We start from the raw sequence: 18,201 nt of genomic DNA on the forward strand, positions 1-18,201 counted from the left end.
ACGAATACAACGCGTGTCAAGATAAAATTAAAAGAAGTGAGCCTATAAGCCGGGTTCTGTCAAGAACGATCATTCCTCTAGGCATATAATCACTTATATGCTCAAGCGACCTACCCGAATCCAGTATGGGCCATACCTATGCGGATTCCTATTTGGTCTTGCTTCAGGTGGGGTTTACCATGCCATGTACTGTTACCAGACACGCGGTGTGCTCTTACCACACCCTTTCACCCTTACCATTTAAAAAATGGCGGTCTACTCTCTGCTGCACTTTCCGTCGGCTCACGCCGCCCAGGCATTACCTGGCACCTTGCCCTTTAAAGCCCGGACTTTCCTCCCCTACTTCAGTCACGAAGACCTCCATAGCAGCGACCGTCCAGCTCACTTCGGACGCATATACTAACAAACCTTAATCTAAATTGCTTGTCTTTTTTTGCGTTAAAATACGTTGATATTTACCAAATAATTCATCGTATGTTTCTTCATGCTCAGGATCTTTCGGTATGCAATCGACTGGGCAAAATAATTGACACTGTGGTTGATCATAATGACCAATACATTCAGTACATAAATTGGGATCAATTTCATAAATCAATTCGCCCAAATAAATAGCTTCATTCGGGCATACTGGTTCACACACATCGCAATTAATACATTCATCTGTAATATAAAGTGACACATCACTCCCCAAGTTCAAATTTGCGCTGAAACGCTTCAACCACATGATCTGGTACGAACTTTGACACATCACCGCCTAAGCGGGCAATTTCACGAACCATGGTTGATGAAATAAATGAGTATTGCTGTGACGGTGTTAAAAATACCGTTTCAAACTCACAATCGAGTGTACGGTTCATATTTGCCAATTGAAATTCATACTCAAAATCTGAAATTGCACGTAAGCCACGCAAAACAGCTGTGGCATGTTGTTCTCTTGCTAAATGTACAAGTAACCCATCAAAACTCAAAAAAGTTACATTGTCGAGATGACTTAGTGATTTTTTTGCAAATTCAACTCGTTCTTCTAAAGAAAAAATTGGGTGTTTATGATGACCGATGGCTATCGCGACCACCACTTCTTCAAAAATCTTAGAAGCGCGCACGACTAAATCAATATGCCCATTTGTAATTGGATCAAATGTCCCTGGATAAATAATACGTGCTTTAGACATGCTCGCTTCACTCTATTTGGCTTTGTTTTGCTATTCTAGCAAAAACTTGATTTTTATAAAATCGACCCAACATTGAATTAAAACATGAAACACTTCACCTCGCCTAAAGTTTACGGCACAATAGATGCAGATTTGGAATGAATAGATTATGGCGAAAGTAAACGTAGTTAAAAAAAATAACGGCGGCACCATTGCGCAAAACAAACGTGCCCGTCACGATTATTTTATTGAAGAAAAATTTGAAGCAGGCCTGTCTTTACAAGGTTGGGAAGTCAAGTCATTGCGTGCAGGACGCATGACTTTAGTTGAGAGTTATATCATTTTTAAAAATGGCGAGGCATTTTTATTTGGTGCTCAAATTCAACAACTTTTATCAGCATCGACCCATGTGGTTCCAGAGTCCACGCGAACTCGGAAACTGTTGTTATCTCGCAGACAAATTGATCTGCTAATGGGTGCTGTAAACCAAAAAGGTTATTCTTGTGTGCCATTGGCATGTTATTGGAAAGGTCATTTGGTAAAACTTGAAATTGCTTTGGTGAAAGGTAAACAACTCCATGACAAACGCGCAAGTGAAAAAGACCGTGATTGGCAGCGTGATAAAGCACGTTTATTTCATAAATAAACGTGCTTTATGCCTGTTGTGCTCACAATGAATAAATATTAACCCGCAATATAGGCTAAAATGCATGATTTCAAGCCATAAAAAGAACCTACTTATAACAATTAGGTTTAGTCTTTATAGTTGTGCATCATTAGCTTAGGAGCAATTAACATTTCAGGTTACCACACGTAATTAATAACGTTAATGATGATTATTGGATGAAAATAAAAGTCGCCATTCTGCCTGTTTTAGGGTGACGTCGGTATGAATAATACTGATCATTTGCTTGATAAGTACATGACCCTCCACCGTAAACATGCTGTACACCACACTGGTTTAAAATATGCTGTGCAATAGCATATAAATCAGCAAAATACTTACCGTTTTCTGAGGGTATAAAAGCAAAGTCAACTGCATATTTTTGACAAAAGGTTTCTTTCACCTCTTCCCCGACCTCAAAGCAGGCTTGGCTAATACAAGCCCCAAGCCATGCCCAAGTTACTGGGGTTTGCATGGCATGCAGTGTATTTTCAATCATGCCATGCGCTAAGCCTCGCCACCCTGCATGCAAATTCGCAACTTCATTGCTAGCTGCATTACCAAGCACAATAGGTAAGCAATCTGCTGTCATAATCATCAGCACATGACCCACTTGGCTTGTGACCAATGCATCTGCGTTATGGGGTAAAAACTGACTATTCTCTGCTACACGAATGCACGTGGTACTGTGGGTTTGATTTAACCATGTGAGTTTTTTAGCCCCATGGGCTGCCAATTGATTCAGCAATAACATACGGTGTTGTTGGACCCGTGCTGTATCATCCCCCACATGCAGTGCTACATTAAACCCGTGAAGTTCAGACACATCTGTTGGACGCGCCATAGCATGATGAATTTCTGTTTGACCTACATAAACGCCTTTTGGGACATCTGCAATCCGATCAATCATTAACTATACTCCTTATCATCCTATCTATGGCACATCTATTAGTATGCTTTATTGTCTTCTCTTAACACTTCAACCAAGTGCTTAAAGTCTTCAGGCCATGCGGCTTCAAACTGCATTTCCTTTTGTGTTCTTGGATGAATAAGCCCAAGTTTGGCAGCATGTAATGCTTGACGGCGAAAGCCACGTAAAGTTTCAGCCAAGCGCGTAGATGCACCTGCAGGTACACGCACACGACTCATGTACACTGGATCGCCAACCAAGCCAAAGCCAATATAAGAAAAATGTACACGAATTTGATGGGTACGACCTGTTTCTAACTGCGCTTGTACGCGTGTAAAGTGCTGAAAACGCTCTTTCACATTAAAATGAGTCACCGCATCACGCCCACCTGGCAAAACAGTCATTCTGATACGATCAACCGGATGGCGCTTAATCGGCTCATCAATGGTGCCACCTGCAATCACATTGCCATAAACAATTAAATCATAAACACGATATACCGATTTATTGGCAAGTTGTTGTGACAATGAAAACTGTGCTTCTAGTGTTTTTGCGACAACCAATAACCCTGATGTGTCTTTATCAATTCGATGCACTAATCCTGCACGTGATAACTCAGCAGCTTTAGGTACATGATACAAAATAGCATTAATCAGTGTTCCTGATGGATTCCCTGCGCCTGGATGTACGACCATCCCTACAGGTTTATCAATCACTAAAATGTCATCATCTTCATAAATAATGTCGAGTGGAATATTTTCAGGCTGGCTGTACGTTTGTTGTTCAAAGACAACATCTAATGCTAAAGTTTCATCACCTTCGCAGCGATATTTTGGCTTAACTTGGTTACCATTGAGTAAAAGATGACCATCTTTCATCCACTGCTTTAACTTTTCTCTTGAAAAATCAGGCCAAACCGTTGCTGCGACCTGATCAACTCTCAAGCCTGCATATTGTTCGTCTAATTGAACTTGCAGTGATAAGTGAGTTGCAGTTGGCGCAGAAGTATGATTATCTGCATCATCATCAGACTCTTCAATGGAATTGAAATCTGTTTCAGTGAAATTAGAGTGAGAATATTTTGTCGAAGTCATTTGGCTCATTAGAACAATTAATGGTTTAATAGTGCCATTGTAGCTCATTGCCCGTATTAACTGAGGAATTTTTATGTCGCTACCACGTTATAAAATTACAATGCTTGCACTTTCTTTAGGCATGGCTTGTACATTTGTGGGCTGTAGCAGTAATCCAGCAAAAAAAGAACTTGCTGATCTTGGACCAAAAGCCAGTGAAGAAACCTACTTTAGTGCTGCACAAACAGCATTAGATAAAGGTCAATATAACGAAGCTGAAAAAAATCTCCAATCTATTGACACCTACTTCCCGACAGGAACTCATATTTCACAAGCTCAGCTTGAATTGATTTATGTGAAATTCCAACAAAAGGATTATCCTGGTGTCGTTACTGCTGCAGATCGTTTTATTCGACTGAACCCAGAAAGCCCAAATTTAGAATACGCATACTATGCACGCGGTGTAGCCAACATGGAACAAAACTATGAAGGTTTGATCCGTTATACATCACTCAAACAATCACATCGTGATGTTGGCTATTTAAAAATTGCATATCAAAACTTTGTAGATTTCATCCGTCGCTATCCATCTAGCCAATATGCTGTTGATGCTGCTGAACGTATGCGTTTTATCGGACAAGAATTGGCTGAACATGAAATGGAAGCTGCACGCTTTAACATTGAACGTAAAGCATGGATTGCTGCTGTAGAACGTGGTCAATGGGTGATTGAACACTATCCTGATACACCACAAATTCCAGAAGCTTTAGCTACGGTTGCCTATGGCTATCATGAGCTTGGCGACCAAAAAACAGCGCAGCAATATACTGATATTATAAAACTAAACTACCCAAGCTTGTTAAAAGCCAATGGTACAGTAAACCTCAGTGCAGCACGTCAAGAAGGTAGCTTCTTAAACCGTGCAACATTAGGTATTTTTGGGCGTGGTGAGCAAAATGTCATTCGTTCAAATGAAAATGGTGAAGCACCACGTAGCTTAACCAATCGTCTATCGTTTGGGCTCTTGGGTAAACCTGATGCAGAGCAACCAAAGACAGCCCCTGTTAACGCTGAAACGACTACTGAACATCGTAGCTTGACCAATCGTCTGACTTTTGGGCTCTTAGGTAAACCTGAGACAGAGCAACCGAAAACTGCTCCTGTTGAGGCTGCTCCTGCGACTGAACAGCGCAGTTTAACTAACCGTCTTACTTTTGGACTCTTGGGTAAACCTGCGACAGAACAATCTGCTGCACCTGAAGCAAAAGTCGTTGAGCCTCAAGCACAACCGACAACGCCAAAAAGAAGTTGGTTAAACCGTTTGTCTCTTGGTTTAGTCGATAAGCCGACTGCCGCAACTGAGTAACTCATTGTGTATTAATAAAAGGTGAGCATGATTGGCTCACCTTTTATTTTGTCTAGATGATAAATTTGTTACACTGATGACGTTTTCTTGAGACGCAAGACTGCAAAATATGGCTATTCCACAACAAACCATTGACCAAATCCTTGATCGTACAGACATTGTTGATCTGATTGGACAACGTGTAAAGCTCAAAAAAACAGGGCGAACCTATTCAGGATGCTGTCCTTTTCACCAAGAAAAAACCCCCTCTTTTCATGTCTATCGAGATAAACAATACTTTCACTGCTTTGGCTGCCAAGCCAATGGTAATGCTATACGCTTTTTAATGGATTTAGAAAGCCGTAATTTTGTTGATGTCATCAAAGATCTTGCCAGTCAAACAGGCATTGAATTACCCAAAGATTCAACCGAACATAAAAAATTAACGTATAAAAAAAGTACGCCAGCAGCGTCTACACAAACACCCTCTTCTGCAACCCCACCTGCTTTTCAACCTGATGATGACCCCTTTTATGCATTTCAAATGCAGCAAAATGAAGAGGATATGGCAAGTTTTGATTTGGCCGAGAATCAGGAAGGCAATTTATATGATTTGCTTGAACACATTACACAGTTTTATGAAAAAGAATTGGCACTCAATCATGGTGCACAAGCATATTTTAAACAGCGTGGACTCAGTGCACAGACCATTCAGCAATGGCGTTTAGGCTATGCACCTTCAGATTGGCAACATTTGGAAAAAGCATTTCCAACGGATATTGAAGGCTTAAAACATATAGGTTTAATTCGAACCAGTGAACAAGGTCGTGACTTTAACCTGCTTCGAGAGCGCGTCATCTTCCCAATCCGAGATACCAAAGGTCGCGTGGTCGGCTTTGGCGGTCGCGCACTCAATGATGAGATTAAACCCAAATATATCAACTCTCCTGACTCTGATATTTTCCATAAAAATCGTTTGCTATATGGCCTCTATGAGGGCAGTAAGAATAAAGCTTCAGATTGGTTAATGGTTGAGGGGTATATGGATGTCATTGCACTTAGTCAAGCGGGCATTCATGGTGCAGTTGCAACATTAGGTACAGCCAGTAATACTGAACATTTAAATATTTTATTTAAAAGAAATCATCGAATTACTATTGCATTTGATGGAGACCAAGCAGGACAAAAAGCAGCCAAACGCACCCTTGAAATTGCTCTTCCTTTACTGAATGATGGCCGTGAACTGAAGTTCTTCATTTTACCCAATGAACATGATCCTGACTCTTTAATTCGCCGTGAAGGGACAGAAACGTTTAAACAACTGTGGCAAAGCGCGCCATTGTTGTCTGATTTTTTATTTGCATTACTCAGCCAAGAATATAATACCGCTCATCCTGAAGGTAAAAGCCAAGTCATGGGTGAGTTAAAGAACTTAACCAACCTATTACCACAAAAAGGGTCTTATCGCTATTTGCTCACCCAATCCTTCCGTGAAAAACTAGGGTTAGGACGGCGTTTTACCGCTCAAGTCAGTCATGATGCATCTTTATCTTTTAATATCCAAACCCGTAATGAAGAATTTGTGATTGCACTTTTAATCAGTCATCCTTATTTGTATAAACAATTTGAACAACTGCGTGCTTATGTGCCAAAAGAAGAGTTGTTAAACGATATATTAACCATTCTCGACCGCGTATTTGATTTATTACCTGAGGATCAAGAACATGCTGTTTATTATATGCTTGGGGCAACCAGTCAATTCAGAGACATAATCAGTGAAATTTTAATTCGAACCAATATTTTTAGTTTGGTTGATGTGCCCGAGAAATCTTTTAAATTGGCCGAAGAATATGCATTGTCTTTGCAAGAAGATTATTTACGCAAAAAAATGAAACAACCCCAGTCGCTTAAAGAGTCCCATAATTTGCGTATGCAACTTAATGAGTTGACCAAACAAATTAGTTTAAAGCTGATGGGCTAAAACAAAAACGCTGTTCAACTGAACAGCGTTTTTGCTTAATAACTTATTTGATGTATTTGCCTAACCCTGTTTTTTTGATTTGCTCAATAAAACTTTGGTTTTTTTCTTCAAATTCGCCATCAAATACGCCAATTGAAATATTTGGTAGATTGAGTTTAATATGCTCAGGTAAAGCTTGTTTTAATTGCTCTGCTTTATCTACACATTTAGTCATCATTGACTGTTGATAAAGACGTCCTTGTTGTACATATTGGTTTTCAAGTACTTGCTGTAACAATTGATTAATTTCTTTATTTTTCATGGTCACATCTCCTCAATTCATCATCATCATGAATTCAATTGAGAACCACCCTCAGGTCAACATTGATACTTACATGACAATCTATTTGCTTATGGTTTGATTATAACCAATTGTGCTTTTTTGCCAATAGACGCCCTCTTACACAAACTGTATCACAAGCAATCCATTTAAAATAATTATTTAAAAACAATTATTTATAAAATAAATAAAAAGTGACTATAGCGTTCAAATTTAAAGATTGACATAAACACTGTCACATAATGCCTAGACATTAGTGTTTATTTTTCTTCGCTGCACGCCCATTCACTAAGATTTCTTGTAAGTTTTCTTTTAACCAATCAAAGTATTCAGGCTCATCCTCTTTGGCTGCCTCACGTAATAATAATGATGTTGGATGAAGTAACTTGTTGGTCAGGCGATGCGCGAAATTTTGCATTACCTCAGCAGGGTTTTCACCTTGCTCAAGCTGCGCAAGGGCAAGCGCCAGCTCTTGTTGTTGTAAATGATGACCTGAATCACGATAAGCTGCAACCACGCCACCAGCACGTTTAATTTTTTGTTGTGACACCAATTGTGTTGCCAATTGGTTAACCATAATTTCAGCTTCAACAGCTGCTTGGCGTCGTTGTGCCAGATTATCTTCAATCACACTTTGTAAATCATCAACACCATATAAATAAACGCCATCTAAACTGTCCACTTCAGGATCAATATCACGGGGTACTGCCAAATCAACCAATAACATTTGCTGATAACGACGCTGTTTTAGCGCTTTTTTGATGGGTTTAAATTCGATCACTTGATGTAAGCTGCCTGTACAGCTTGAAATGACGTCAGCACGGTGTAAATGATCTGCTAACGCATTAAACGGAATAATTTCTACATCCACATGGGCTGAAATTTCACTTGCAAGCTGCTGAGCACGTTCTGCACCGCGGTTACAAATTAAAATCTTCGCAACCCCTAAGTCAGCCATATGCTTTGCAACCAAACTGTTCATTTCTCCTGCCGCAACCACCATCACTACAAGTTTTTCAGGATGTGAAAACACTTGCAATGCCAACTGAGCCACCGAATATCCCATCGACACTGCATGACTACCGACCGCAGTTTCAGAGCGAACACGTTTAGCTGCATAAAATGCATAATCAAATATTCGACCCAGTGCTGTTGAAACAGTGCCCTTTTCTTTGGCTAAGGAAAGAGCTGTTTTTACTTGACCTAAAATCTGTGGTTCACCCAGCATTAAAGAATCTAAACCACTTGCCACACGCATTAAGTGTGATACCGCTTGAATATTTTCATACCGATACACATGATTCATCAGATGATGTATATCAATGCCATTGGTGTTTGCCAACCAATGAAGCAAGACATCATGATTCTCAGCATTGGCATAAATTTCTGTACGGTTACATGTCGATACCACTACCAAGTCATTCAAGTCACTTTGTTGTGCTTGTTGAAGCAATAGATCGCCCAAGCGTTCAGCATTAAATGCAACGCGTTCACGAAGTTCAACTGAGGCGGTATGATGGTTGACACCAAGGGCAAAAAACGTCATGTGGTCATATCATCATTTAACAAAAATTGTGCATGTGCTATTGTGCATCATAAGTATCATAAATAAGCTAAAATTTGGATAAAACTTTGCAGCAAATCACCCGTCAGCAGACCGGCATGGTCATTCGGCGCTATTCTAACACACTCTTGCTCTTAGGTAGCATTGCTGTGTGTATGCCTGCTCAAGCCGATACGCAAAGTATAGTTCAACGCTATAATGCCTATCCGTTAAAGCAAAGCTTAATTGCTGAATTTGCAATGCAATATGGTCAACCTGCTCGCGCACTTCAAAACTACAGTGAGCTTGCCATTCATACTGACTCAACCATTGCAAAACAGCGTGCACTTGATATTGCATTAGAAGAAAACAATCTTCATGCTGCTTTGAATATTGCAACACATTGGGTTCAGCAAGATCCCTCTGATGTCCCTGCACTATTCTATTTAACACATATCGCACTAAAATCACACAAATACGAACTCACTGCGGCAACATTAGATAAAATTTTAAACATTGACTCGGATGCTGACCTTGCAGAAATTTTAGCAGGGATTTCACCTGACAGCCCACAAGATCGTCATGTTTTACTTGATACTTTACGTAAAAGTCGAGCCAAGCATAACCCATCCATTATTGTGTTAATCGCCAACTTAGAAGCGCAAAATAACGATATTGCACAGGCGCTCAAAGACATTCAGGTGGCATTAAACAAGCGACCAAATGTAACAAGCTTTATTCTGCTTAAAGCCAATTTACTTGATGCATCAGGCAATGTGGAAGCAACCAAAGCATGGTACCAAAAATCAAGCCAAACACATCATCATAACTATGAAGTGAGACTTGCTGAGGCAAAATACTTGATTCGTAATGGCCAACCAGCGCTTGCCCTTGCTAAGCTGCAAGCGATTGCTCATACATGGCCCCATGCCGATGAGGCACTGTTTATTGCAGGACTCACAAGTATTGACTTAAAACGTTATGAAGCTGCTGAACACTACTTATTACAATTGAGCAATTCTGCGCAATATCAAAATGAAGCCAGCTTTTATTTGGCTGTTAACGCTGAAAGAAAGCAACATTATGAAACTGCAATTGCTTATTATAGGCTAGTTGGTGGCAGCTTATATACTGTTTCCCGACGTAGCTTGATTAATATTTATGATAAAGAAAATCGGTTAGGTGATGCTTTACGCTTCTTAACTCAAGAACGTGTCAATTATCCGCAATATGCCAGTTTTTTATACCAACTTCAGGCAGATATCTTAAAAAAACTACAAGATAAACCTGCTGCAATTGAATTATTAAGCGAAGCGATTTTAAACTTACCTGATGACCCCGACTTAATTTATGCACAAGTTATTTTACTTGACCCATTTCAAGATCGTGTCTTACTTGAAAAAGACCTCAACAAATTGCTTGAGATTGAACCCAACAGCCCAACTTATCTCAATGCATATGCCTATACCTTGGCATTACAAAATCGACGTTTAGACGATGCACGCCAATATGCTGAGCGTGCATTAAATAATGCACCTGATCAAGCTTCAATTTTAGATACCTATGGATATATTGCATTTTTACAAAATGATTATAAAACAGCCATTCCTGTATTAGAAAAAGCCTATCTACTCAATGAAAACCCAAAAACGGCAATTCGGCTTGCGCGTTCGTTATATCTATCAGGCAATAGCCATCACTTCTTAACACTGTTTAAACAATTGCAAAAGAAGTTCCCTGACAACAACGATATTTTACAGCTACAATCGCTGTTACCGTTAAAATCAAGCATAGGTCATGTTCAACATGCTCGTCAGCAATAAAATTTCTTTGGCAATCGTAATGACAAGCCTAATGACGCTGTCAGGGTGTCAAAACTATATTCAACCAACGCCACCTTCACCCTCACAGCAAATCGCTGAAAAAAATAATTTCTCTATTCAAGGTAAAATTGGGGTCAAAACTACTCAACAATCAGGCAGTGCATTTTTTGATTGGCAACAACAAGGTGATGCGTTTAATATTGATTTAACAGGTATTTTAGGTATTGGGAAAACCCATATTGAAGGTACAGCACATCAAGTTACATTAACCAGTGCTCGTACAGGAACCATCACCTCAGACTCGCCTGAAGAGCTGCTTGAACAAGCCACAGGTTGGCAAGCACCAATTACCTATTTAGTGTCTTGGGTACAAGGACAACCTGCCACCAAAAAGCCCGTTCTTGAACGTGATTCACAGCAAAGAATTACTCAGATTAAAGAAGAAGGTTGGATCATTTCGTTATCCTATAATGGTCTAAACAACCTACCAAATAAACTTATTTTGCAACAACCGCTGTCAAGCCAATTAGAAAACCGTATTACGATGGTCATTCAAAATAGATAATCCTCTTATGCAAGCAATTTTACGTGTTCCATCCCCTGCAAAACTGAATCTTTTTTTGCATATTACCGGCCGCCGAGCAGACGGTTATCATGAATTACAAACGATTTTTCAGCTTATCGATCTTTATGATTGGCTTTCATTTCATGAAACATCTTCTCAAGAGATTCAAATCCATGGTCTAAGCCAAGTCGATGTGCAAGATAATTTAATTTATAAAGCTGCAATGCTCTTAAAGCCATATGCAACGCGTCAGTATGGTGTTCAAATTCAGTTAGAAAAAAACATTCCAATGGGGGCAGGACTCGGTGGCGGTTCATCTAACGCAGCAACCACCCTGCTTATTTTAAATCAATTATGGCAATGTCATTTCAGCAATGCACAATTGGCTGAGCTTGGCATGCAATTGGGTGCAGATGTACCTGTATTTATTCATGGCACATCTGCATGGGCTGAAGGAATTGGAGAAAAGCTAACCTGCATCGACTTGCCTCAAAAACAATACATTGTCTTAAAACCTGACTGTTTTATCAGCACTCAAACGCTTTTTGCAGAAAAATCATTGACAAGAGACGCCAAGCCCTCTAAATTTTGCGCCTATCAACAAACACCATCTACTTTTGAAAATTGTTTTGAGCCTATCGCAAAAAAACTTTATCCAGAAGTAAATGAAGCTTGGCACTATCTAAATACCTTTGGACGTGCACAGCTTACAGGAACAGGTGCTTGTGTTTTTGTTGAGGTAAATAAGCAAATGGACACTGACTTCATTTTAAAACATGCGCCATGTCAATCGTATATGGTATCAAGTTTAAAAGAGTCTCCTGTACATGCAGCAAGTTTGCCCGTGTTATAGGGGTATCGCCAAGTGGTAAGGCAGCGGGTTTTGATCTCGCCATCCGTTGGTTCGAATCCAGCTACCCCTGCCATTAACACATCCATCTGACATTTACATACTAGGGGTATCGCCAAGTGGTAAGGCAGCGGGTTTTGATCTCGCCATCCGTTGGTTCGAATCCAGCTACCCCTGCCATATGTATGTAAATAAACTTTAGGGGTATCGCCAAGTGGTAAGGCAGCGGGTTTTGATCTCGCCATCCGTTGGTTCGAATCCAGCTACCCCTGCCAATTGCTTCACCAGAAAGACAGCCTCTATGTTTTTATTCGTTGTCAAATCTTATTGACAATTTTATGTAAAAACCTTAAAGTGCTGCACATACTAGGGGTATCGCCAAGTGGTAAGGCAGCGGGTTTTGATCTCGCCATCCGTTGGTTCGAATCCAGCTACCCCTGCCATATTTTACTAAACATGCCAACCGCCAAGGGTGCTTCATGCCCAATCTTGTCGTTTTTAGTGGAAATGCTCATCCACAATTCGCTCAAAAAGTTGTAAGCCATTTACATGTTCCTTTAGGCTCAGCTTCTGTTACGCAATTTTCAGATGGCGAAATCGCTATTGAAATTACTGAAAACGTGCGTGGCAAAGATGTCTTTATCGTTCAGCCGACTTGTGCGCCAACGAATGATAACCTAATGGAAATCTTAGTCATGGCCGATGCCTTGCGTCGTGCAAGTGCTGGACGTATTACAGCTGTTATTCCTTATTTTGGTTATGCACGTCAAGACAGACGTCCACGTTCTGCACGTGTTCCAATCACTGCGAAAGTTGTAGCAGATATGCTAACAACTGTCGGGATTGACCGCGTTGTCATGATTGATTTGCATGCCGACCAGATTCAAGGATTCTTTGATATTCCAGTAGACAATATCTACGGAACCCCTGCGTTACTTGCTGACTTACGTCAACAACAACATGACAACTTAATGGTGGTTTCACCTGACGTTGGTGGTGTTGTACGTGCACGTGCTGTGGCAAAACTTATGGGTGACATTGATCTTGCTATTATCGATAAAAGACGCCAAAAAGCCAATGTATCACAAGTGATGCATTTGATCGGGGATGTAAAAGACCGTGACTGTGTTATTGTCGATGACATGGTAGATACTGCAGGAACTTTGTGTAAAGCAGCTGACGCACTTAAGCAATTTGGTGCACGTCGCGTAGTCGCTTATGCAACTCATCCTGTATTATCAGGCAAAGCAATTGAGAATTTACGCAATTCTGTGATTGATGAGTTGGTGGTTACTGACACCATTCCACTTTCACAAGAAGCATTAGAACTTGGTAAAATTCGCCAAGTATCTGTGACAAGCATGGTGGCTGAAACAATTCGTCGTATTAATAACGAAGAATCGATCAGTGCAATGTTTGATAGTTATATTTAAAAAAATTAACAGCCCTTATTGAATACTCAATAAGGGTTTTTCTAACCAAGCTGGTCGCAAGCTTGGTTTAACTTCACTTAATGAGGATAATCTCATGGCTAATTTTGTATTAGACGCACAAATTCGCGCTGACAATGAACAAGGGAAAGGTGCGAGCCGCCGCCTTCGCCATTCAGCTTCTTTACCAGCAATCATTTATGGTGGTGATGCAGCGCCAGTAACAATTACACTTGAATTACGTCAACTTGTAAGACTCTTACAAGAAGATGCTTTCTTTACTGATGTAATTGAAATTAAAATTGGTGATCAAGTTGAAACTGTAAAAATTCAAGCATTACAGCGTCACCCATCAAAAGAAACACCAATGCACGCTGACTTTAAACGTGCTTAATTGGTAAAAGAGCTTAAATTTAGTGACTAAAATTTCGCTCATTGTCGGTTTGGGTAATCCTGGTTCACAGTATGCCCAAACCAGACACAACGCAGGCTTTTGGTTTGTCGAACGTTTGGCAGAACAATATGGTATTGCGTTAAAAGCCGACCATAAATACTCTGCATATACAGGTCGTGGAAAAATACATGGACAAGATGTCCGTTTATTATTGCCACAGACATATATGAACAAATCTGGTCAAAGTGTTGTCCCCTTCTCCAAATTTTATCAAATTCCGCCAGAATCTATCCTCATTGCACATGATGAACTTGATTTACAACCTGGTATCATTCGCCTAAAAACAGGTGGTGGTCATGGTGGTCATAACGGTTTAAGAGATATTGTGCCGCATATTGGGGCAAATTTTCATCGACTTCGTATTGCAATTGGCCATCCAGGATCAAAAGAACTGGTATCTAATCATGTTTTAGGTAAAGCGCCTCAAAGTGAACAACGCCTTATGGATGATGCAATTCATCATGCTTTAAGTTATACCAACCTATTGGTTGAAGGCGATGTACCGCAAGCAATGAACAAAATAAATGCATATAAACCTTAATCAATCACTATTTGCAATGCATTGATTTTTTATAATTTATTGTTTCGTCTGTTAAAATTTTAAATCCACTGTAAAATTGTCATTCATGTACGGCATTATAAAAGGTTCGTATGCCCTTCTTAGCAGAATGAGTTGAGCAGGCATTCAAGCATATTAAAAAGGTCATACTTGAATTATCGCAACTGTACTCGTTTTATCACTCACTCGATTCTTAATAAAAATTATTTCGGCATCTTAGCAATCAATGAAGCTATCGCACATTGAGCAAACATCTATGGCGCGATATAACTGTTACAGTGTTTGCTTGATTCAATGACAATCACTTTTTCATCATTTAAGCCATGTTTGGTCTATATCAATGCAAAGAATACAGTGCGTCATATTACAACTATATTCTTGTGGGGATGAACGATATGTTACTGTTCTTCGTGCATCTGAATAAGCTTTTTACCCATACTGTGTGCTCGAATCCATGCCAATTCATAACTGGCTTGTGCCAATTTTAGTACCTTATCTTCAAATACACGCCAAAGTGGTTTCACTTGGTCAGATTGAATACCAAGCCCGCTCTCTTCTGCTAAATGAATGTTTTTTTCACATAATTTTAAGGCATGATACAACTTACGCCCTAACGTTGCTTCAGGTAATAAGCGAATGCGTTTGCTGTCTAAAAAAGCGTGGACTTGGTTCAACTGCATATGTGGCAGCATATTGGGTAAAATATGATCGAGTTGTTCATCTAATCGCTGCCATACAGCCAACTGCTGAGATGAAGTATAATTGTTCCATCGAATGACTTCATGGTTAAAGCGTCTACAGCCGCGACAAACATGATCACCAAACACAGTGGAGCAGCGTCCTGCACAAGGCGTTAACGCGGGTATTCGATGATCTTTACTCAACTGAGTCTCCTTAAAATGACTAATAATCCATATTTTTTGTATGGTTTTCTCGCATGTTTAAAACTTTCACGGTAAAATATGCGCTTTAAAATTTCATCTTCATTATACGATTGGAGTTCGCTATGAACGCTACTGTAGAACAGCTTGCACCTGTAGAACAGCAAGCGACCACACCTTGGGTTGTTGCCGCATTATATCAATTTAAAGAAGTCAAAGATCCTGCCCAATTACAGCAAAATCTTCTTGATATAGTAAAAACGATCAACCTGTGTGGAACTCTTATTGTAGCAAAAGAAGGAATCAATGGCACAATAGCAGGCGACCAACATGCCATTCAAGTTATGCATCAATTTTTACTTGATGCAGGTTTTAATGACATGGAGTATAAAGAATCACATAGCTCTGACAAGCCATTTCGAAAAATGAAAATTAAGCTCAAAAAAGAAATCGTGACTTTGGGTGTCGATGTAAAACCACGTAATTTGGTCGGTCATTATCTTGATCCTAAAGCATGGAATGATCTTATTTCACGTGATGATGTGATTATTGTCGATACACGTAATGACTACGAATATAAAGCTGGAACATTTAAAAATGCTGTAGACCCAAAAACTGAAAGCTTTCGTGAATTTCCTGATTATGTCAAAAAACAATTGGCTGAGCATAAAAATAAAAAAATTGCGATGTTTTGTACTGGCGGTATTCGATGTGAAAAATCAACATCATTACTTCTACAAGAAGGCTTCGAAGAGGTTTATCATTTAAAAGGTGGCATTTTAAAATATTTAGAAGAAACGCCTGCTGAAGAAAGCTTATGGGAAGGTGAATGCTTTGTATTTGATGGTCGAACTGCTGTAACCCATGCTATGCAAGAAGGTGAAAATGTAAAATGTCATGCATGTGGTTGGCCGCTAACACCAGAAGAGGTGGCATTACCAACATATGAGTTGGGTGTCTCTTGCCTTTATTGTATTGAAAAGACCTCAGAACAACAAAAAAATAATTTTCGCATGCGCCAATCTCAAATTGTAGCGGCAAAGCGCAAACGCTTATAAAGTTTGATTTTTACAAAAAACTGCATCCTATGGTGCAGTTTTTTTGTTACATACTGAGTAAAACAACCTTAAATTTCAAAATAAATCTAGATTAAATAACACTTTATCACAATAAAACACATAGTAATACTTTTAAGACATTTTATGTTGTATTTTTAGTCATATTTTAATAAAATGTGACTACTTTAACACTTCTGTGTAAGTCCCCAATCTAAACACCCGAAAGGTAACAAAGATGAAAAAAATACTACTCGCATCTCTGACATCTGTGACTGCAATAAGTGCCACCCATGCAGCTGATGGAATCATCACAATCAATGGTTTGGTTACAGACAAAACATGTAATATTGTCACAGCTGCTGGTAAGAACTTTACCGTCACTTTACCAACTGTTTCAAAACAAACTCTTGCAAATGCAGGAGATGTTGCAGGCCGTACGCCATTTACAATTAACCTTGAAAGATGTTCTGATGGTAAGGTTGCAACTTACTTTGAACCTGGTGTGAATGTAGATTTTAATACTGGACGTTTAAATAATGTGTCTGGTACAGCAACGAATGTACAAGTACAACTTTTAAATAATAACAATGCATTTATTCCAATTCTTGCAAGAGGCACAGCAAATGCACAAGCCAACTCGCAATGGGTTGATGTAACAGCTGGAAAAGCAGATTTAAGTTATTTCACTGAATATTATGCAACAGGTGCAACAACTGCAGGTACTGTATCCACTTCAGTTCAATACACCATTATCTACCAATAATAAATTTGGGATAAATGCTTTTCATTTATCCCTCTCTAACTACTGTGTAGGGGGCATTGCAATGCGTAAATTTAACTCATTTTTAAAGTTGCTTGTGACTGGGATCTGTCTTATTCCCCCAATGAGTCATGCAGAAATTGTATTACATGGCACACGTGTCATTTATCCATCTGATGCTCGAGAAGTCACCTTACAAATTAGTAATGACGGTACACGACCTGCCCTCGTCCAAGCATGGGTTGATGATGGAAATCCAGAAAGTACCCCAGACCAAGTAAAACTACCGTTTATGATTACTCCACCAATTACTCGAGTAGATCCAACCAAAGGGCAAACTTTACGTATTTCAACCTTACCAAGTATACAAAAAGTAAAGCAAAACCAAGAAACGATGTATTGGTTAAATGTACTTGATATTCCACCAAAAACACATAAAGAAAAAAATGAAACACCTGAAAATGCATTACAACTTGCTATTCGCTCACGTGTAAAACTCATTTACCGTCCATCAGCATTACAAGAACAAGCTGTCCATGCGCCTAAAAAGCTTGAATGGACAAAACAAGGTGCATTATTACACGTAAAAAATCCAACTCCATTTTATATCACCATTACCTCTGTTTTTACGGAGAAATTACGTCAAAAAACCGATATTACCCCAAAAGGTCTGATGTTAGAGCCTTTTTCACAACAAGATATTCCTGTAACACCAAGTGATACACGTCAATTTAGTTTTATTACAATTAATGATTATGGCGGTCGTGTCGAACATCCAATAACGCTCAAATAACGCTTACTTTTAGAATTCAACTTCAATTTTCAAGCTCATCAT

18 protein-coding genes, 4 tRNA genes, 1 other RNA gene and 1 pseudogene are annotated in these 18,201 nt (G+C 39.4%); 16 read left to right on the top strand and 8 right to left on the bottom strand.

Features of this window, described 5'->3' with window-relative positions; translation table 11 throughout:
* Positions 1 to 29 precede the first annotated feature (29 nt).
* The 3 genes from rnpB to coaD form a co-directional block, all read right to left on the bottom strand.
* An RNA gene (gene rnpB / locus CFY84_RS05335) (RNase P RNA component class A) lies at positions 30 to 388 on the bottom strand.
* A 21-nt stretch (positions 389 to 409) separates the two neighbouring features.
* Positions 410 to 679 carry a YfhL family 4Fe-4S dicluster ferredoxin gene (locus CFY84_RS05340; RefSeq protein ID WP_088823137.1) on the bottom strand — a complete coding sequence of 90 codons (270 nt, stop codon included), beginning with the start codon at positions 677 to 679 and terminating at the stop codon, positions 410 to 412.
* Position 680: 1 nt separating this feature from the next.
* Complete coding sequence (coaD, locus tag CFY84_RS05345; protein WP_088823138.1) at positions 681 to 1,172, bottom strand: pantetheine-phosphate adenylyltransferase; 492 nt, start codon at positions 1,170 to 1,172, stop codon at positions 681 to 683.
* 148 nt (positions 1,173 to 1,320) lie between these two features.
* Between coaD and smpB the strand changes: the two genes are divergently transcribed.
* Positions 1,321 to 1,797 carry an SsrA-binding protein SmpB gene (smpB, locus tag CFY84_RS05350; protein ID WP_088823139.1) on the top strand — a complete coding sequence of 159 codons (477 nt, stop codon included), beginning with the start codon at positions 1,321 to 1,323 and terminating at the stop codon, positions 1,795 to 1,797.
* A gap of 190 nt (positions 1,798 to 1,987) precedes the next feature.
* Here smpB and pgeF read toward each other — a convergent pair whose 3' ends face one another.
* Both pgeF and rluD read right to left on the bottom strand, forming a co-directional pair.
* Positions 1,988 to 2,722: a peptidoglycan editing factor PgeF gene (gene pgeF / locus CFY84_RS05355; RefSeq protein WP_407640197.1), complete on the bottom strand. Its 735-nt coding sequence runs from the start codon at positions 2,720 to 2,722 to the stop codon at positions 1,988 to 1,990.
* Between the two features lie 41 nt (positions 2,723 to 2,763).
* Positions 2,764 to 3,819, bottom strand: coding sequence for a 23S rRNA pseudouridine(1911/1915/1917) synthase RluD (gene rluD / locus CFY84_RS05360; protein ID WP_088823401.1), 1,056 nt, complete (start codon positions 3,817 to 3,819; stop codon positions 2,764 to 2,766).
* Positions 3,820 to 3,892: 73 nt separating this feature from the next.
* Here rluD and CFY84_RS05365 point away from each other — a divergent pair.
* Both CFY84_RS05365 and CFY84_RS05370 read left to right on the top strand, forming a co-directional pair.
* Positions 3,893 to 4,981: pseudogene (locus tag CFY84_RS05365) on the top strand (outer membrane protein assembly factor BamD); the annotation flags it as partial.
* A 292-nt stretch (positions 4,982 to 5,273) separates the two neighbouring features.
* On the top strand, positions 5,274 to 7,124 hold the full coding sequence (locus CFY84_RS05370) for a DNA primase (RefSeq protein WP_088823142.1): 1,851 nt from the start codon (positions 5,274 to 5,276) through the stop codon (positions 7,122 to 7,124).
* 43 nt (positions 7,125 to 7,167) lie between these two features.
* Here CFY84_RS05370 and CFY84_RS05375 read toward each other — a convergent pair whose 3' ends face one another.
* Complete coding sequence (locus CFY84_RS05375) at positions 7,168 to 7,425, bottom strand: hypothetical protein (RefSeq protein WP_088823143.1); 258 nt, start codon at positions 7,423 to 7,425, stop codon at positions 7,168 to 7,170.
* A gap of 271 nt (positions 7,426 to 7,696) precedes the next feature.
* The gene (hemA, locus tag CFY84_RS05380; RefSeq protein WP_088823144.1) at positions 7,697 to 8,989 is read right to left on the bottom strand and encodes a glutamyl-tRNA reductase; all 1,293 of its coding nucleotides are present in this window, start codon (positions 8,987 to 8,989) and stop codon (positions 7,697 to 7,699) included.
* An 86-nt stretch (positions 8,990 to 9,075) separates the two neighbouring features.
* On the opposite strand from hemA, the gene CFY84_RS05385 reads away from it, so the two are divergent.
* From CFY84_RS05385 to pth, 10 genes are all read left to right on the top strand, one after another.
* A complete protein-coding gene (locus CFY84_RS05385; protein ID WP_088823145.1) occupies positions 9,076 to 10,809 on the top strand; it encodes a tetratricopeptide repeat protein in 1,734 nt (577 codons plus the stop codon).
* Entirely contained in the window at positions 10,793 to 11,374 is a 582-nt protein-coding gene (gene lolB, locus CFY84_RS05390) for a lipoprotein insertase outer membrane protein LolB (protein WP_088823146.1), read from the top strand. Before CFY84_RS05385 ends, lolB begins: the two co-directional genes overlap by 17 nt.
* A 16-nt stretch (positions 11,375 to 11,390) precedes the next feature.
* Positions 11,391 to 12,227 (top strand): 4-(cytidine 5'-diphospho)-2-C-methyl-D-erythritol kinase, encoded by an 837-nt coding sequence (gene ispE / locus CFY84_RS05395; RefSeq protein WP_088823402.1) that lies wholly within the window; start codon positions 11,391 to 11,393, stop codon positions 12,225 to 12,227.
* Positions 12,226 to 12,300 (top strand) — tRNA-Gln (locus CFY84_RS05400). The genes ispE and CFY84_RS05400 overlap by 2 nt, the downstream gene beginning before the upstream one ends.
* 29 nt (positions 12,301 to 12,329) lie before the next feature.
* Positions 12,330 to 12,404: transfer RNA gene (locus tag CFY84_RS05405), tRNA-Gln, on the top strand.
* Positions 12,405 to 12,424: 20 nt separating this feature from the next.
* Positions 12,425 to 12,499, top strand: a tRNA-Gln gene (locus tag CFY84_RS05410).
* 93 nt (positions 12,500 to 12,592) lie between these two features.
* Positions 12,593 to 12,667: transfer RNA gene (locus tag CFY84_RS05415), tRNA-Gln, on the top strand.
* A gap of 36 nt (positions 12,668 to 12,703) precedes the next feature.
* Positions 12,704 to 13,657 (top strand): ribose-phosphate pyrophosphokinase, encoded by a 954-nt coding sequence (locus CFY84_RS05420; RefSeq protein WP_088823147.1) that lies wholly within the window; start codon positions 12,704 to 12,706, stop codon positions 13,655 to 13,657.
* A 94-nt stretch (positions 13,658 to 13,751) separates the two neighbouring features.
* Positions 13,752 to 14,048 carry a 50S ribosomal protein L25 gene (gene rplY / locus CFY84_RS05425; protein WP_088823148.1) on the top strand — a complete coding sequence of 99 codons (297 nt, stop codon included), beginning with the start codon at positions 13,752 to 13,754 and terminating at the stop codon, positions 14,046 to 14,048.
* A gap of 22 nt (positions 14,049 to 14,070) precedes the next feature.
* Positions 14,071 to 14,649 carry an aminoacyl-tRNA hydrolase gene (gene pth, locus CFY84_RS05430; protein ID WP_088823149.1) on the top strand — a complete coding sequence of 193 codons (579 nt, stop codon included), beginning with the start codon at positions 14,071 to 14,073 and terminating at the stop codon, positions 14,647 to 14,649.
* 416 nt (positions 14,650 to 15,065) lie between these two features.
* Here the strand turns inward: pth and CFY84_RS05435 are convergent, their stop codons facing one another.
* Positions 15,066 to 15,551 (bottom strand): DUF1289 domain-containing protein, encoded by a 486-nt coding sequence (locus tag CFY84_RS05435; RefSeq protein WP_088823150.1) that lies wholly within the window; start codon positions 15,549 to 15,551, stop codon positions 15,066 to 15,068.
* 122 nt (positions 15,552 to 15,673) lie between these two features.
* Here CFY84_RS05435 and trhO point away from each other — a divergent pair, with 122 nt between their 5' ends.
* The 3 genes from trhO (at position 15,674) to CFY84_RS05450 (ending at position 18,159) form a co-directional block, all read left to right on the top strand.
* Entirely contained in the window at positions 15,674 to 16,606 is a 933-nt protein-coding gene (trhO, locus tag CFY84_RS05440; protein ID WP_088823151.1) for an oxygen-dependent tRNA uridine(34) hydroxylase TrhO, read from the top strand.
* A 235-nt stretch (positions 16,607 to 16,841) separates the two neighbouring features.
* A complete protein-coding gene (locus CFY84_RS05445; RefSeq protein WP_088823152.1) occupies positions 16,842 to 17,369 on the top strand; it encodes a fimbrial protein in 528 nt (175 codons plus the stop codon).
* A 61-nt stretch (positions 17,370 to 17,430) separates the two neighbouring features.
* Complete coding sequence (locus CFY84_RS05450; RefSeq protein ID WP_088823153.1) at positions 17,431 to 18,159, top strand: fimbrial biogenesis chaperone; 729 nt, start codon at positions 17,431 to 17,433, stop codon at positions 18,157 to 18,159.
* The last annotated feature ends 42 nt before the right edge of the window (positions 18,160 to 18,201 follow it).

Source organism: Acinetobacter apis (assembly GCF_900197575.1).
GTDB lineage: Bacteria > Pseudomonadota > Gammaproteobacteria > Pseudomonadales > Moraxellaceae > Acinetobacter > Acinetobacter apis.

Bases quoted from the DNA above. Each gene is read 5' to 3' on its own strand.
- CFY84_RS05375 (WP_088823143.1), bottom strand. From the start codon at position 7,425: ATGAAAAATAAAGAAATTAATCAATTGTTACAGCAAGTACTTGAAAAC.
- smpB (WP_088823139.1), top strand. From the start codon at position 1,321: ATGGCGAAAGTAAACGTAGTTAAAAAAAATAACGGCGGCACCATTGCG.
- rluD (WP_088823401.1), bottom strand. From the start codon at position 3,819: ATGACTTCGACAAAATATTCTCACTCTAATTTCACTGAAACAGATTTC.
- hemA (WP_088823144.1), bottom strand. From the start codon at position 8,989: ATGACGTTTTTTGCCCTTGGTGTCAACCATCATACCGCCTCAGTTGAA.
- CFY84_RS05450 (WP_088823153.1), top strand. From the start codon at position 17,431: ATGCGTAAATTTAACTCATTTTTAAAGTTGCTTGTGACTGGGATCTGT.
- rplY (WP_088823148.1), top strand. From the start codon at position 13,752: ATGGCTAATTTTGTATTAGACGCACAAATTCGCGCTGACAATGAACAA.
- coaD (WP_088823138.1), bottom strand. From the start codon at position 1,172: ATGTCTAAAGCACGTATTATTTATCCAGGGACATTTGATCCAATTACA.
- CFY84_RS05420 (WP_088823147.1), top strand. From the start codon at position 12,704: ATGCCCAATCTTGTCGTTTTTAGTGGAAATGCTCATCCACAATTCGCT.
- trhO (WP_088823151.1), top strand. From the start codon at position 15,674: ATGAACGCTACTGTAGAACAGCTTGCACCTGTAGAACAGCAAGCGACC.
- CFY84_RS05370 (WP_088823142.1), top strand. From the start codon at position 5,274: ATGGCTATTCCACAACAAACCATTGACCAAATCCTTGATCGTACAGAC.
- CFY84_RS05445 (WP_088823152.1), top strand. From the start codon at position 16,842: ATGAAAAAAATACTACTCGCATCTCTGACATCTGTGACTGCAATAAGT.
- lolB (WP_088823146.1), top strand. From the start codon at position 10,793: ATGCTCGTCAGCAATAAAATTTCTTTGGCAATCGTAATGACAAGCCTA.